Origin of the sequence: Telmatocola sphagniphila (assembly GCF_018398935.1) — a bacterium.
GTDB lineage: Bacteria > Planctomycetota > Planctomycetia > Gemmatales > Gemmataceae > Telmatocola > Telmatocola sphagniphila.
The window spans coordinates 5539916-5553789 of the sequence record NZ_CP074694.1 but is presented as its reverse complement, the minus strand read 5'-3'; the positions used below and the strand labels follow the sequence as shown (position 1 = coordinate 5553789).

Sequence of the window (13874 nt, the reverse complement as noted above, 5' to 3'; positions counted from 1 at the left end):
GTTGCAATCTCCAAAATACAAGCTTTCAGCGGTCAGCGGTCAGCTTTCAGCGGTCAGCAATCAGCTTTTAGCTATCAGCGGTCAGCTTTCAGCGGTCAGCGGTCAGCAATCAGCTTTTAGCTATCAGCGGTCAGCGGTCAGCAAATGTAAGAATCCGGCTCTTCGTGTATTCAACTATCCCTTTTCAATCCAAAGCTCAGATGATCCAGCACAGACAGTTAAGCCTGCATATCCTGGCTCAAAGCTGACAGCTGAAAGCTCATTTAGTTGATCGCTGACAGCTTTTTTTATCCTTCAGCTCGAATCAACGGCACGAAGTTATGCCGTTCTCCCTTGCCTCGCAGCGGGTAATCTTTGCGAAGCGGGAATGAGACAAACTCTTGCGGCAACAAGATTCGTCGCAGATCCGGATGTCCTTCGAATTCAATGCCGAACATATCGTAAACTTCGCGTTCCAGCCAATCGGCCCCTTTCCAGAGAGAATAAACCGATTTCAGCTTTGGAGTCGGATCGTTCACAAATGTTTTGACGATAAGTGTCTCGCCGGTGACCGTGTTCGTCAGCACGTAAACCACGCCGTAACGATCTTTGGCACCGGGAAATTCCAGATAATCGACGGCCGTCACATCGGACAGCAAATCGAATCCCTGCTTTTCCTTCAGCGTTTGCAGAAGTTCAAAGACCCGGGCCGAGGCCACTACCACCCGCTGATTATCGCGGTATTCGGAGAGCGACACGGCCGATCCGAAGTTCTGAGTCAGAAAATCGCTGGTTTTGCTCATGGTTCTCTTCTTCGGTCGCCAGTCCTGCGGATTAGTTTCGCGTTCGAGTGGCCGTGGAGTAGTCGCCTGGCACAACGATGGTTTCGCTCGGCTGCAGTTCCTTGTAGAGGCTGGCCGGGCCTTCGAAAACTTTGCGTTCGGCAAATTCGCGAGCGTCGATCGTACCCGTATTTCGAACCTTCTCCTGAAGATCCAGCACGGCCCGAATCAGCTGCTCTGGCCGGGGCGGGCAGCCCGGAACGTACACATCGACAGGAATAAACCGATCAATTCCCTGCACGACGGCATAAGTATCGAATACGCCACCCGAGGAGGCACAGGCCCCCATGCTGATGCACCACTTCGGTTCGGGCATCTGCTGCCAGATTCGCTGCATTACGGGAATCATCTTCATGACCACCCGGCCCGCGACAATCATCAGGTCGCACTGTCGGGGGGAAAACCGCATGGCTTCGGCCCCGAATCGGCCAATGTCGTAGCGGGAACTAGCCGTGGCCATCAGTTCGATGCCGCAGCAGGCGGTGGCGAATGGCATGGGCCAGATGCTGTTGGCTCGCGCTTCGTTCGCGATCCAATCGAGTTTGCTGATGATGAAATCGGGTAAGGCTACCGCCATGCGAACACCCCTTTTCGCCAGGCATAGATGTAGGCAATGCCCAGCGTCAGAAGGAAAACCAGAATTTCAATGAAGACCAGCCGCCCGAATTCGGCCCGCCAGAAAGGAGCAGCATTATCCGAGTAGGCGATGGTCGCCCAGGGATAGAGGAACAACAATTCCACGTCGAACACCAGGAACAAGATGGCGATCAGATAGAACTTGATATCGAACTGCATGCGGGCATCGCCCACCGGATCCATCCCCGATTCGTAGGGCATCAATTTCACGACGGTATCTTTTTTCGGCTTGAGAAACGGCGTGTAAACCGCGACCAGAATGCCAAAGGCAAACAGCAGAACAAAACCCAGAAAAATGAACAGGGGATAATAAGTAACCAGATCGAAAGCTGGTTCCAAACCGGCCGTAGTCTGAACGGGCAGATCAGTTACCGCGAGAAGAGGCACAGCTATTCCTTTCCCTGGCCCAACTTTGTGCTTTTTTTCACAAAGTCCAGCAAAAATAAACCTCGACTTCAAAGTCGAGAGCAAGTCACAATCATCTTAGGCGCACGAGGGGGTGGGTCAAGCAAAAGCAAAAGCGAGCATCGGCAGCCATTCTGTTCTGGGCCGAATTTGAGCGAAAAATGCTCTCAAATACTGTGAGAATTTTCTTTTCATCGCCTATCGATCGGGGCGGAAACGGGCGTCCCTTTGTTTCTAACTTCTGGATTAGTCCTGGGGATTCGGGGCATAGACGCTCCGGCCGCCATCGACTGGCAGACAAACTCCGGTGATGAAGTCATTTTCGATAAGGGCCAGCACGGCCTGGGCGACATTTTCCGGCCGGCCTTCCCGTTTCACTAAAGTGGACGCGATGACTTCGTTTCGTTCCGCCTGAGGAAGATCCTCGGGCAGCAGGACTGGCCCCGGGAGTATGGCATTGACTCGAATATTAGGATTTCGGAGGCCTAGTTCGACGGCGAAGTTCCGTGTGAGTACCGAGATGCCTCCCTTGGAAGGGAAATAGGCCGAGTAATCCGGATAGGGGCGAATCTCGGCCCAGTCGCCGAGGTTGATGATGCAGCCACCACTGGGTTGAGCGACCATTCGCAGTCCCACCTGCTGACAGCAGAGGAATGTCCCGAGAGTATTGATTTCGAAATGTCTTCGGACATCCTCGGCCGTGACTGCTTCCAATTTTTTGCGTTCCCAGATGGCCGCACAGTTAACCAGAACGTCAACTCGACCGAAGGATTGGAAGACTCTTTCTACGAGCGAAGAAACCTCCTGATCCTTCGCCAGATCGGCCCGAAAAGCTTCGGCGGCGACATTTAGAGATTGCAGATGGGCCACTGTTTCGCGTGCTTCGCGTTCCGAACTGCGGTAGTGCACGGCCACGGAATAGCCTTTGCGAGCCAGGGCATCGGCCACATACCAGCCCACTCGTTTTTTGCCACTACCGGTAACTATTGCTACGCCAGGAGTCATAAACCCTCGAAAAACTTAATGCATCTATAGGATGTCATTCTAGTTCGTTTCCACGGAGTTCGAGTTAATGCATATTCTGGTGACCGCCGGCAATACCCAAACGCCTATCGACGATGTGCGCTGCATAACAAATATTTTTACCGGCAGAACCGGCACCCGAATTGCTCTGAAAGCCTACGAACGGGGCCATCAGGTCACGCTCTTGACCTCCCATCCCGAAGTGGTTCGGGAAATCTATCCGATGATTATGGAGCATACCCGCTGGCACGTGCAGACTTACCGGACCTTCGAGGATCTCGATCAGTTGTTGAAAATGCACGTTCCCTCCGGAAAATTCGACGCCATAGTACACTGCGCGGCCGTGAGCGATTACAAAGTGGATGGGATTTTCACGGCCGACAATCGGGATGCGCGAGCCAGTAAGATCAAGAGCCATCACACTGAGTTGTGGTTGAAACTGACGCCCACTCCTAAACTGATCGATCGCTTTCGAGCGGAATGGAAATATTCGGGCCATCTGGTGAAATTCAAGTTGGAGACTGGTTTACTCGAGGAAGAGTTGCTTCAGGTGGCGGAGGCCTCCCGCCAACAATCGCAGGCCGACTGGATGGTGGCCAACCTGTTTGAGACCCGAAACCAGTGGGCATACCTGGGAAATGGCGAAGGGACTTACAGCAAGGTAACGCGAGTCGAATTGCCGGAGCGTTTAATACGACTGCTGGAAAAAGCCTAACGGGTTGGCGGTAAGAGATATGGGGAAGCACGATCTACCACCCCAGGAAGTTCTTCGCCAGTTTCCCCTGGGCTGGGCAGAGCATTGGGTGCCACTGCCCAGTGGCTATAGTGACGCCTGTCTTTGGAAAAACCCTTCCGCCAAATTGGTTTTGAAAGCCAGTCTGGCCACTTCACTAACATTGGGGCAACTGAACGACATTCGAACCTGGGTCGATTTCACTCAGGCTCAGGGCTTCCACCTTTTGCCACAACTGATTCCCACATCCAATTTTCAGGCAGGATACGAATACCAGAATCGCGTCTGGTTTTTGATGAGCGAAATGCCGGGTGAACCCGATCTTTCGAAAGCCACCATGGCTACCGGCGTCCAACAAATTGCCGAACAGCTCGCCCGCTTGCACGCCATTTGGAAAAGTCGCTTTGAAACTTGCGGACCTTTCCCCGGCGTCAGACGCCGGATGAAAATCTTGAGTACTGCGGAGGAAATATTCAGTACGTTTGGGCAGATGATACCTCATTCCACTCGGAGCGTATCCGAGGACGTGCGATCCTGGCTGATTCGACTCTATCTTTTTCTGCCAAGCCTGGTTCCGGTCGCGGTACGTCAACTGGAAAGCTTGCAACGCCTCACGGTTCCCATTCAACCTTGCTTATGTGACTGCTGGTATCGGAATTTCCTCTTCGAAGATACCCAACTGACTGGCCTCATCGATCTGGATGCGATGAAACTGGATCACCCGAGTGTGGATCTGGCCCGGATACTGGGTAGCCTGTTCCCCGATCACCCGGCGAAATGGTCCGAGTTTTTCTCGTACTACCAGAATGGTCCCGGGGCACCTCTCGTCGATCCCGAGTGGGTCCGAAAGCTCGACTTCAGCGGGACGGTATGTGCCGGACTGTACTGGATGAGGAGGTTGCTTCTGGATAATCCCTCTTCGGGCCACTCGGAGCAGGTCCATTCGAAGATCGAAGAAATCCTGCGCCGGCTGAGCCGCCCTTTAATTTCATTTGGGGACCCGATTATATAACGCCGTCAGTTCGGAAAGGCGTTCGAAGGCCGGGCTGTGCAGATGCATTCCATGGAAGCGCCACTGCCAGTTGTCGTCGGGCTTACCGGGAGTGTTCATTCGCGCTTCGTGCCCCAAATTCAAAACATCCTGGAAAGGGACTATGGCCAGATCGGCCACGCTCGACCAGGCCATCCGGATGAGATCCCAGGAGACATCCTGCGAATCGTGTCCCAGATAAGTCCGCAGGAATTTTCGCCCGGACTCCGGCAGCGTTTTATACCAGCCCAGATTCGTGTCGTTGTCGTGCGTGCCGGTGTAGACCACGCAGTTGGGAGAAGTGTAGTTGCAGGGCAAAAAGGCATTCTTCGGCTCATCGAAAGCGAACTGCAGTACCTTCATACCGGGCAGTTGGAAGTTATCTCGCAACTGATAAACATCGGGAGTGATCTCCCCGAGGTCTTCAGCGATAATCGGCAGATCCTGGAAGGTATCGCGGAAGATATGGAAGAGCTTTTCGCCCGGCCCCGGAACCCATTTCCCTTTCTCCGCAGTCAAATGATCGACGGGAACGTGCCAGGCGGCACAGAAGCCTCGAAAATGATCGAGCCGGACATAATCGACCATCTCGAAGGTGGCCCGCAGCCGATCGATCCACCACTGGTAGCCATTCTCCGCCATGGCGTCCCAGTCATAAACCGGGTTCCCCCAAAGCTGTCCGGTCGGACTGAAATAATCGGGCGGCACCCCGGCCACCACTCGCGGCTTCAACTGTCCATCGAGCAGAAACAGCCGACTGTTCGCCCAGACGTCCGCCGAGTCAGGTGCCACGAAAATCGGGATGTCGCCCACAATGGAGATGCCATTCCGCCGGGCATGCTCGCGGAGGCTCTGCCACTGACGGAAGAACAAAAACTGCGTGAACTTATAAAAGCCGATTTCCAGTTCGAGTTCTTTACGGGTGAACTCGAGTACCTGCCGATTGCCGTCGCGCAGCAAAAATTCGCGCGGCCAGGTCGTCCAGCTCTCGCCTTTTCGGGCATCCTTCAAGGCCATGAAGAGAGCGTAATCGTCCAGCCAGACCCGCTTTTCGTGGCAGAAACTCTCGTAGGCCGATTTGATCCCGCCTGTGGAGAAGTGCTGGAAGTTTTCGTAGGCGTGCCGTAGCAGCTTTTGCTTGTAGGGAATCACGCGGCCGTATTCGATGCGTTCGGTGAGGAACTGTGGCGGCGAAATATCCTCAGCCCGCAACAACTCTTCGCGTTCCAACAGTTCCGGACTGATGAGATTGGCATTCCCGGCGAAGGCGGAAAAGCATTGATACGGCGAATCGCCATAGCCGGTGGGTCCTAAAGGAAGGATTTGCCAGAATCTCTGATTGGCCTTCGCTAATGCTTCCACCCAGATGTAGGCCGCGGGCCCCAGATCGCCGATTCCAAAGGGCCCCGGCAGCGAGGTGGGATGGAGCAGGATGCCGGAGGAACGAGGGATTTTATTCTGAGACACGCCAGGAACCTGTGGGAACTTTGGATCTCTTCAACGGAGCCGACTAAACTTATTGTGAAACCCAGACTATGCTTATGGCAATAACAATGATGGGAAACTCGGATCAAAAAGAAACCCCCCGTTTGGTATTAACCGAGGGGATCGACTACACCGTCGAAAGTGGGCGCTGGGTTTTCACAGCCACTTACCTGCGCAAACGCGGTTACTGCTGCGGCAGCGGCTGCCGAAATTGCCCTTACTCTTCTGTGAGTCCAAATCCTTCGCCGGACCAGGCCATTCCTCCCAACTCCTCGCAAGCTGGATCGACTCGCTAAAATCGGCAATCTGCGCGGGCCTGATAGGGTTGCTAACTTCGGCTTGATGATTCCCCGATTCCCGTCTATTCTTCGAGATTGTTTTCCCGACCTGCCTCGGAGAGGCGGGCGTACGGTTACTTCAGCGGTATCGGTATGTCCACACGGAAGTGGCTCATCCGCAGTCTGATCCCTATTTTCATCGGCCTACTGGTCGGCATGGGGCTGTACGTCTCCTCCTGGTTGAAACCCGCCTACATCCGCGAACAATGCATCGCACAGCTGCTCGAGAAATTCCAGAATGTCGACATCGAAGTCGGCTCGGCCTCGCTGCGATTCTTCGGGGGCATTTCGATCTCCGATCTGAAAATGACCCGCAAGGACGATCCCGATCACAAGCCGATTCTGTACATTCCGTACGCCGTGCTGCAGCAGGACAAGGAACGGCTCTCGCAGGGGCAGCTGGTCATCCGCAAAATCGATATGGATTCTCCGACCATTCGACTGCAGCGGAATGTCGACGGCACGCTCAACTGGTCCAACATTCTTTTGCCTCCCAAAGATGACGAGCCCATACCGGTCTTCGTTCTCAAAAATGCCAAGGTGGAAATTGACGATTACAGCCCCGCTTCGCCGCGAACGCTGAATCTCGACATTCCCAAAGTCGTGATGGTGAACGATCCGAAATCGATCTATCGCATCGAAGGCTTCGGCAGCTGCGAACTCTTCGGCAATTTCTCATTCGCCGGGACTTACGATGAGCAACAGAACGGCTTCCACCTGAAATCGAGTCTGAAAAAACTGCCGATCGAGCCGGCGCAGTTGAACTGGCTGAGCGCCTATGTTCCCGAGATTCAGGAATACGCGGAGAAGCTGCACGGCGTGGGCCACATCGATTTGGAACTGGCCGGAGCCACTCGGCCAGCTTTGACCTTTCATCCGACCGTGCATTTCGAATTGACGCAGGGCTCCTTCCAGCACCCGAATCTGCCGGCCCCCCTGACGAACTTGAGCGTTCTGGGCACTTTGAAAGAGGAGACGCTGTTTATCGAGAAGGCGCGGGCGAACAGTGGTGAGAGCGTCCTGGGCATGGACGGCGAGATCAACTTGAAGCCGAGTTCCCGGAGCGTTCCACTCGTCATGGTGGCCAAGTCGGGAAGTCCGCCGGAAAAGAATGTCGCCGATGTCTTTCGCCGTTTGAATTTGTCGGTCGAGCATGTGGTCCTCAACGATGCTTTCTTTGCGAAGCTGCCGGTCAAGTTGCAGATTCTCAATCGCATGTTCAAACCGGAAGGTCCCACCGATCTCGAAGTGCATCTTAACCGACTCAAAGATATCGCCGAAACCCACGTTGTCGTATTACCCCGAGGCATCCGCGGAAGCTATGAAGGATTCCCCTATCCGTTGACGGATGCCAAAGGCCACATCGAGCTGATTATGATTCCGGGTAAAGAGGACGAACTGGACATCGACCTCACGGCCAGCGCCAAGGGCAGGACCGCGAAAATCCTCGGCACGATCCGGGGCGATTATCCCGAAAATGATGTGAAGCTGACGATCAGCGGCGAGGGTTTGCAAGTCGATGCCGATCTGATCAAAGCTTTGCCGGAACCCTACCCGCAGCTAGTGCGCCGGCTGCGACCCTCGGCCAAAGGGAACTTCGTGGCCACCATCCGCCACAACGCTCAAACCCGGCGCGATCACGGGCCGACCGTTTTCGACAATACGTTCGACATTCAACTCTATGAAACTTCGATCAACTACACCGATTTCCCTTATCCACTGCATAAGGTGAACGGCAATCTCTACATTCGAACCGTACCCGAACGCCCCACCCGGCTGCCGACCCCGGCGGGAATCCCTATTCCGCAAGTCTCCTCCAACGACGATGACACTGGAAGTATCGAGTTCCGCAACTTCCACGCCGAGCACGCCGGCGGCAAGCTGTTCATCAATGGTCTGCGCGTCCCTTCGACGGGAGGCAACCTGCTCTCGTTCGAAATTAAAGCGGAAGATCTGCCCTTCGATCTCGAACTGCGCGAAGCGCTGTCCCGATTGAAAATCGACAGCGTCTGGCAGACCTTCGACATGCAGGGCAAGATGAACTCCACGATACTGGTCAACGTTTTCGAACGGGCCAAGACCGAAAAAGCGACGGAATCGGTTTTCAACCCGGCCAAGGACCTGGCTCTGGGAATTTCCTTCGATGGCGCCAGCATTCGGCCTACCTTCTTTCCTTATCTGCTTCAGGACGTCAAAGGCCAGTTGACCTTCTTCGACGGCTTGATCAAAATTCAAAACTTCGAAGGACGGCACGGGTCGACGGTGATCGCACTGCCGAAGGCTACCGTTACCATCCCGCCTGAAGGGGGTTACTATGCCGATCTCAACGATCTGAAAGCGACCAACATTCTTTTCGAACCGGAGTTTCTGAAAGCGCTGCCTCTCGATCTGCGCAAGGCGATAGAAGATCTCGAACTGAAGGGCCCGGTGCTCTTGAATGCGAACCGGATCGTGGTGACCGAGAAGGCCGCCACGCAACCCGCTTATCTGCCGACGGTGAAGAAAAACCTGCACAGGGATCTGTACCAGGCGGCTTACAATAATTTCCTGCCGGAGCCCGAACAGGAGCAGACGCCGCATCGATCGCTGGTCAATCAACGATTGAACTACCCGACGATTTACTGGGACGGCCGCCTCACGCTGACAAACGGCTCATTCGTCACCGGCATCCCCTGGAGGAACGCCTACGGCCAGTTTGTCAGCACCGGCGTTTACGAAGGCGACCATCCCGGCAAGATCTCCAGCAAGCTGGTTCTGGAACGGGCCACGATTCTCAAACAGCCGGTGGAGAATATTATCATCAGCCTGTTCATGACCCCCGACCAGCCGAAGCTGCTGTTGATCGACAGCATCCAGGCCAAAGTCTACGGCGGAGAATTGACGGGCGAAGCCCGGGTGCTGCTCGACGATCAGCCTTACTTCAATTTGAAGCTCACCGCGGCCCGAATGCGGCTTTCCGAATTCGCCCGCTCCCAGAATCTCGAGGCCAAGACCCGGCTGGAAGGACTGGCCTACGGGCGCTTGAAACTGACCAACTGCGATCACAAGGAAAAAGGCCAGCCGGTGCTCGAAGGTATTGGCGGCATCGATATTCCCAACGGCAGCAAAATCCTGAACGTCCCGGAACTGCTGAATCTGCTGAAGGCGATGAAGTTGCACGTGCCGGACGATACATTCTTCGACGAAGCCCACGCCAGCTTTCGCATCAAGAACAACCAGCTGTACTTTGGACAGATCGATCTGCTGGGCGATGCGGTGAACTTGGGCGGCGAAGGCGGCATGCATCTGGACGGCAGCAATGTGAAGCTCGAATTCTATACGATTTCCCGCTTTCACGACATGCTCAACAGCCCGCTCAGCAAGTTGACGGCCGGTATCAGCCGGAGTCTTCTGAAGATTGCCGTGCAGGGAGATTTCAACGGCAAACTGGATTATAAATCGCAGCCGGTTCCCATCGTAACGGATCCGCTGAAGAGGTTGATGGATCGCTAATTCGCCCCGTAGAGAGTGAACTTAGTTCGTCGCATCGATTGCGACTTATATCGAGGTGCATACCTTGTTTGGCACAATCTTAAGTCGGTTGATCTTACAGGAACTGGTGAAGGTCTTCTTACTTTCCCTGGTGGCCCTCACCGGAATGTTCCTGCTGGCGGGGCTGATTCAGGAGGCAGCGAAGAACGGTCTTTCGCCCACCCAGATTCTCCGGGCCATTCCGCTGTTCATCCCGAACACGCTCCCCTACACTATCCCGGCCACCACGCTATTCGCCACCTGCGTTGTCTACGGGCGCATGGCTCACGACAACGAAATCACGGTGCTTCGCTCCGCGGGGGTGCATATCCTGCACCTGTTCAAACCGGCCCTGGTGCTCGGACTGACGACCACCGCCATCACCTTCTTCCTCTACCTCGATCTGATTCCTCGTACCCAACGCCTGATGCGTAATCTGCTGGTTTCCGAAGCCGAAGACGTACTCTACAGCCGACTGCAACAGGAAAATTGCCTTCGACATCCGAGTATGGACTACGCCATTTTCGTCAAAGAGGTTCAGGGCAAACGGCTGATCGATGTGATCTTCAAGAAGCGGGCCAAACCGAAGGAAGGTCAGAACCGTGCTACCGCGGGTTATGATGCTATCGTACAGGCTCGCGAAGCTCGCTTGCGTCTCGACCCGGAGCAGAATCTGATGATGGTCGACATGCAGAACGTTCATGTCGCCGGCGATCAGGGAACTACGGGGGAAGTCGATAATCGAACGGAGAACATGCCGATTCCCGAACAGATTTTCGGTAAGGATTCCCGGGACCGGCCGTCCGCTTTGACCTGGCTGGAACTGGAGGCTCGCAAGGCCGAGAAACTTGAAGAGTACGAAACCTGCAACTCCCGGGCGATGAAGGTCGCGGAGGATTTGAAAGGACTATCGCCAGGCTCCGATACTTACAAAAACTTCCAGGTCGAATACCAGAATCAGAGCGTCGCGGCCCGGGAGCATATGAAGATGATTCTGAACATCAATTCCGAATTCCAGCTGCGGCCCGCACTGGCCTTCGGGTGTCTGTGCTTCGTGCTGATCGGAGCTCCGGTGGGAATCTGGGCCAATCGCGCCGACTACCTGAGCGTGTTCATGGTCTGCTTCCTGCCGACCGTTTTCCTCTATTATCCGCTCATGATGAGCGGGACGAAATTCGCCAAGGACGGCAGACTGCCGACAATACCCGCGGTCTGGTTGGCGAACGGCATCCTCTTCACGATTTCACTAGGCCTGATTTACCGCTTGTCCAAGAAATAAAGGCCGAGGGCGTTAGTGCCCTTCCTTGACCATGTTTTTGTTCCAGGCCGGGATGGTCACTACCACATCCTGCGTGCCGTTGGGCACGCACTGGCAGCCCAGGCGGGATTCGGTGGTCAGGCCGCGGGCGGTATCGAGCATGTCTTCTTCGTCCTCGGTGGCCTTGTTGCAGCTTTCCAGTCCCTTGGTGATTTGCACGTGGCAGGTGGCACAGGCACAAACGCCGCCGCAGGAGTGATCGATTTCCACGTTCGCGCCGTAGGCAATATCCAGAATGCTGCCTTCGAGACCCGTGCGGCCATAAGGCAGCTTGGCCGGGTCCACCTCGAAAACTTTTACCTCTTTGGTCTCTTCGATATTAAAAGTAATCGTGAATTTTTTCACCGGGAGTTCCGTTTTCGCCGCCTTGATATAAGGGTTCACACCAGCCATCGATATCGCTCACTTCCAGCCTAAAAGGACAATCACGGGATTATCCTGTTTGAGATCCACGGGAATTGTCAAAGCGTTGGTATCCTCCAATTTTTTGACGTTTTTCTGGCCTTCCAGAAACTCGTCCGGGGGTTGGAGGCTGTCGAGCACCTTGGTCCCATAGTGCATCGGGATAATGTATAGGCGCGGCTTCAATTGCCGGACGACCTCTTTGGCTTTTTCACCATTGATTGTGTAAACGCCGCCGATAGGGATTAGTAAAATATCGACTTTGCCGATCTGCTTGATCTGCTTTTCGTCCAGAATCGTTCCCAGATCCCCCAAGTGGCATATCCGCAACCCGTCCACTTCGAAGACGAATATCGCGTTTTTGCCCCGGGTCATACCTCCATCGGGATCGTGATCCGATTCGACGTCGTAGAAGGTCACATTTTTGAACTTCGCACTGATCGGGTTGAAGATCGATCGCTTCGACTTCGGATCGAGGCCGTAGTAAATCTTGGCCTCCTTACTGTTCTCCAGGATTTCCACCTGAACGTGATCGCTGTGCATGTGACTGCAGGTCACCAGATCGGCCCGTACCACGTTGCGGTTATACTCCGGCATCGCATGCGGGTCGGTGACAATCAGCGTCTTGTCGCTGGTTTCGATCTGAAAGAACGACTGGCCGTACCAGCGAATGGTGATCTTCTTGCCGGTATCCTGGGCCCCGGCGAATTGGACGAAGCCGAGGAACAGAGCTAGTCCGAACAGTGAGCGTATCATAAAGGATTCTCGTTTCGAGCTGATGTCATTCTATACCGGTTACTTGCCGAGGAACCATTTCATCAACTTCCAGCCGGGATCGAATTCCAGATCGCTCGCGGCGGCCACAACTTCATCGTAACTGTTTTGGCCCTTCGATGAAATCCCCGTACCGCAAATGGCGAACGGTACAGCACCATAAGCATGCGACCGCGTTCGCAAGGGCGTGCGATGATCGGGAGAGACCAGAATCCGATAATCGCCGTAGGTTTTCAGTGCGGCGTGCAACGGTCCGACGATGTGCTCGTCGATGCGCTCCAGAGCGAGAATTTTCTCATCCGCCTTGCCCTCGTGCGAAGCTTCATCCGGCGCTTCCACATGAACGCAGACGACATCGTGGCTCTTCAGAGCTTCAATGCCCGTCCGTCCCTTGGCGGCGTAATCGGTATCGAAGTAGCCGGTGGCTCCCGGGGAGTCGATGCGCTTCCAGCCGATCAGCATGCCGGTGCCGCGCACCAGATCGACGGCGGAAATAATGGCCCCCTGCGGGCCGTAGGTTTTGGCGTACTTCTCGACCGTCGGCGAAATACCCTGGCCCCACAACCAGATTTGCGTGGCCGGTTTTTCACCCCGGGCGATGCGCTCCCGATTCACCGGATGACCGGCCAAGAGGGGAATGCTGGCTTGCATCAATTGTCGAAGCAACTCGCTGCCCGGTCCCTGCGGCAGGTAACCCTCAATCGGCTGATCGGGTATATCGTGCGGCGGCTGAGTTTTGGTTTCTTTACCGAACGGGGCCGGCTGAACCGGAGCCCGGAACACCAGGATATTGCGGTACTGCACTCCCTGGAAGAATTCCAGTCGGCCGCCGGGCGTAGCGCCGCCCAGCTTTTCCTGAATCGTCGGCATCAACCGGGCGCCGTCGGCATTGTTGATGTGCCCGGCCGTGAAATCTTTCATCTTGCCGTCGACGATATTCACCAAGTTGCAGCGGATGGCCCAATCTTGTGGACCGAGCTCGATCCCCAGGGCCACCGTCTCCAGCGGAGCCCGCCCGGTGTAGACTTGCAGCGGATCGTAACCGAACAGACTGAGAGTCGCCACATCGCTGGCCGGGGTCAACGGCTGCGGCACATTGTTGGATCGGCCACATACTCCCTGGCGGACGATCGCATCCATGTTCGGCAATCGCGCCGCCTGAAGCGGAGTCTGGTTTCCCAAGCCCGGCTGCGGCTCATCCGCACAGCCATCCGGAATAATAATCGCGTACTTCATAGTGAGGATAATTTATGGGATTTGAAAAATCTGGAAGTGAGATTTCAGCAGAGTAGGCGGGAGATTCCTCGCTGGAAAAACCGATTTTTGTACTGCATTTCCTGTAAAGGTCATCAGATCATCAAATTTGTGATAGTGGCGAACGCGATTTTGATGACCTTTA

Annotated in this window: 14 protein-coding genes; 6 read left to right on the top strand and 8 right to left on the bottom strand. The window is 55.0% G+C overall.

Annotation, left to right across the window (positions count from 1 at the left end; genetic code table 11):
• Position 1 precedes the first annotated feature (1 nt).
• Complete coding sequence (locus KIH39_RS22225) at positions 2–271, top strand: hypothetical protein (RefSeq protein ID WP_213495509.1); 270 nt, start codon at positions 2–4, stop codon at positions 269–271.
• A 16-nt stretch (positions 272–287) separates the two neighbouring features.
• Here KIH39_RS22225 and KIH39_RS22220 read toward each other — a convergent pair whose 3' ends face one another.
• From KIH39_RS22220 to KIH39_RS22205, 4 genes are all read right to left on the bottom strand, one after another.
• Positions 288–782, bottom strand: a complete 495-nt coding sequence (locus tag KIH39_RS22220) for an NADH-quinone oxidoreductase subunit C (RefSeq protein ID WP_213495507.1) — start codon at positions 780–782, stop codon at positions 288–290.
• 31 nt (positions 783–813) lie between these two features.
• Positions 814–1398, bottom strand: a complete 585-nt coding sequence (locus KIH39_RS22215) for an NADH-quinone oxidoreductase subunit B (RefSeq protein WP_213495505.1) — start codon at positions 1396–1398, stop codon at positions 814–816.
• Positions 1389–1844: an NADH-quinone oxidoreductase subunit A gene (locus KIH39_RS22210; RefSeq protein ID WP_246539384.1), complete on the bottom strand. Its 456-nt coding sequence runs from the start codon at positions 1842–1844 to the stop codon at positions 1389–1391. Before KIH39_RS22210 ends, KIH39_RS22215 begins: the two co-directional genes overlap by 10 nt.
• A 264-nt stretch (positions 1845–2108) precedes the next feature.
• On the bottom strand, positions 2109–2867 hold the full coding sequence (locus tag KIH39_RS22205) for an SDR family NAD(P)-dependent oxidoreductase (protein WP_213495503.1): 759 nt from the start codon (positions 2865–2867) through the stop codon (positions 2109–2111).
• Positions 2868–2934: 67 nt separating this feature from the next.
• On the opposite strand from KIH39_RS22205, the gene KIH39_RS22200 reads away from it, so the two are divergent.
• Positions 2935–3600: a phosphopantothenoylcysteine decarboxylase domain-containing protein gene (locus KIH39_RS22200; protein WP_213495501.1), complete on the top strand. Its 666-nt coding sequence runs from the start codon at positions 2935–2937 to the stop codon at positions 3598–3600.
• Between the two features lie 19 nt (positions 3601–3619).
• Positions 3620–4630 carry an aminoglycoside phosphotransferase family protein gene (locus tag KIH39_RS22195; protein WP_213495499.1) on the top strand — a complete coding sequence of 337 codons (1011 nt, stop codon included), beginning with the start codon at positions 3620–3622 and terminating at the stop codon, positions 4628–4630.
• On the opposite strand, the gene malQ is transcribed toward KIH39_RS22195, so the two are convergent.
• Complete coding sequence (gene malQ, locus KIH39_RS22190; protein ID WP_213495496.1) at positions 4607–6115, bottom strand: 4-alpha-glucanotransferase; 1509 nt, start codon at positions 6113–6115, stop codon at positions 4607–4609. The genes KIH39_RS22195 and malQ overlap by 24 nt on opposite strands.
• Before the next feature lie 68 nt (positions 6116–6183).
• Between malQ and KIH39_RS22185 the strand changes: the two genes are divergently transcribed.
• From KIH39_RS22185 to KIH39_RS22175, 3 genes are all read left to right on the top strand, one after another.
• Positions 6184–6429 (top strand): DUF5522 domain-containing protein, encoded by a 246-nt coding sequence (locus KIH39_RS22185; RefSeq protein ID WP_315852399.1) that lies wholly within the window; start codon positions 6184–6186, stop codon positions 6427–6429.
• Between the two features lie 135 nt (positions 6430–6564).
• Positions 6565–9963: an AsmA-like C-terminal region-containing protein gene (locus tag KIH39_RS22180; RefSeq protein WP_213495494.1), complete on the top strand. Its 3399-nt coding sequence runs from the start codon at positions 6565–6567 to the stop codon at positions 9961–9963.
• Positions 9964–10027: 64 nt separating this feature from the next.
• On the top strand, positions 10028–11260 hold the full coding sequence (locus KIH39_RS22175) for an LptF/LptG family permease (RefSeq protein WP_213495492.1): 1233 nt from the start codon (positions 10028–10030) through the stop codon (positions 11258–11260).
• A gap of 12 nt (positions 11261–11272) precedes the next feature.
• On the opposite strand, the gene KIH39_RS22170 is transcribed toward KIH39_RS22175, so the two are convergent.
• The 3 genes from KIH39_RS22170 to KIH39_RS22160 are packed head-to-tail and all read right to left on the bottom strand — an operon-like array spanning position 11273 to position 13711.
• Positions 11273–11692, bottom strand: a complete 420-nt coding sequence (locus tag KIH39_RS22170; RefSeq protein ID WP_213495490.1) for a 2Fe-2S iron-sulfur cluster-binding protein — start codon at positions 11690–11692, stop codon at positions 11273–11275.
• 9 nt (positions 11693–11701) lie between these two features.
• Positions 11702–12457, bottom strand: a complete 756-nt coding sequence (locus KIH39_RS22165; protein ID WP_246539382.1) for an MBL fold metallo-hydrolase — start codon at positions 12455–12457, stop codon at positions 11702–11704.
• A 39-nt stretch (positions 12458–12496) separates the two neighbouring features.
• The gene (locus KIH39_RS22160; protein WP_213495488.1) at positions 12497–13711 is read right to left on the bottom strand and encodes a cofactor-independent phosphoglycerate mutase; all 1215 of its coding nucleotides are present in this window, start codon (positions 13709–13711) and stop codon (positions 12497–12499) included.
• Positions 13712–13874 lie beyond the last annotated feature (163 nt).

What these genes read in the sequence shown, in the direction of transcription:
- KIH39_RS22220 (WP_213495507.1), bottom strand. Translation starts at nt 782, where the DNA reads ATGAGCAAAACCAGCGATTTTCTGACTCAGAACTTCGGATCGGCCGTG.
- KIH39_RS22215 (WP_213495505.1), bottom strand. Translation starts at nt 1,398, where the DNA reads ATGGCGGTAGCCTTACCCGATTTCATCATCAGCAAACTCGATTGGATC.
- KIH39_RS22205 (WP_213495503.1), bottom strand. Translation starts at nt 2,867, where the DNA reads ATGACTCCTGGCGTAGCAATAGTTACCGGTAGTGGCAAAAAACGAGTG.
- KIH39_RS22200 (WP_213495501.1), top strand. Translation starts at nt 2,935, where the DNA reads ATGCATATTCTGGTGACCGCCGGCAATACCCAAACGCCTATCGACGAT.
- KIH39_RS22195 (WP_213495499.1), top strand. Translation starts at nt 3,620, where the DNA reads ATGGGGAAGCACGATCTACCACCCCAGGAAGTTCTTCGCCAGTTTCCC.
- KIH39_RS22185 (WP_315852399.1), top strand. Translation starts at nt 6,184, where the DNA reads ATGCTTATGGCAATAACAATGATGGGAAACTCGGATCAAAAAGAAACC.
- KIH39_RS22180 (WP_213495494.1), top strand. Translation starts at nt 6,565, where the DNA reads ATGTCCACACGGAAGTGGCTCATCCGCAGTCTGATCCCTATTTTCATC.
- KIH39_RS22170 (WP_213495490.1), bottom strand. Translation starts at nt 11,692, where the DNA reads ATGGCTGGTGTGAACCCTTATATCAAGGCGGCGAAAACGGAACTCCCG.
- KIH39_RS22165 (WP_246539382.1), bottom strand. Translation starts at nt 12,457, where the DNA reads ATGATACGCTCACTGTTCGGACTAGCTCTGTTCCTCGGCTTCGTCCAA.
- KIH39_RS22160 (WP_213495488.1), bottom strand. Translation starts at nt 13,711, where the DNA reads ATGAAGTACGCGATTATTATTCCGGATGGCTGTGCGGATGAGCCGCAG.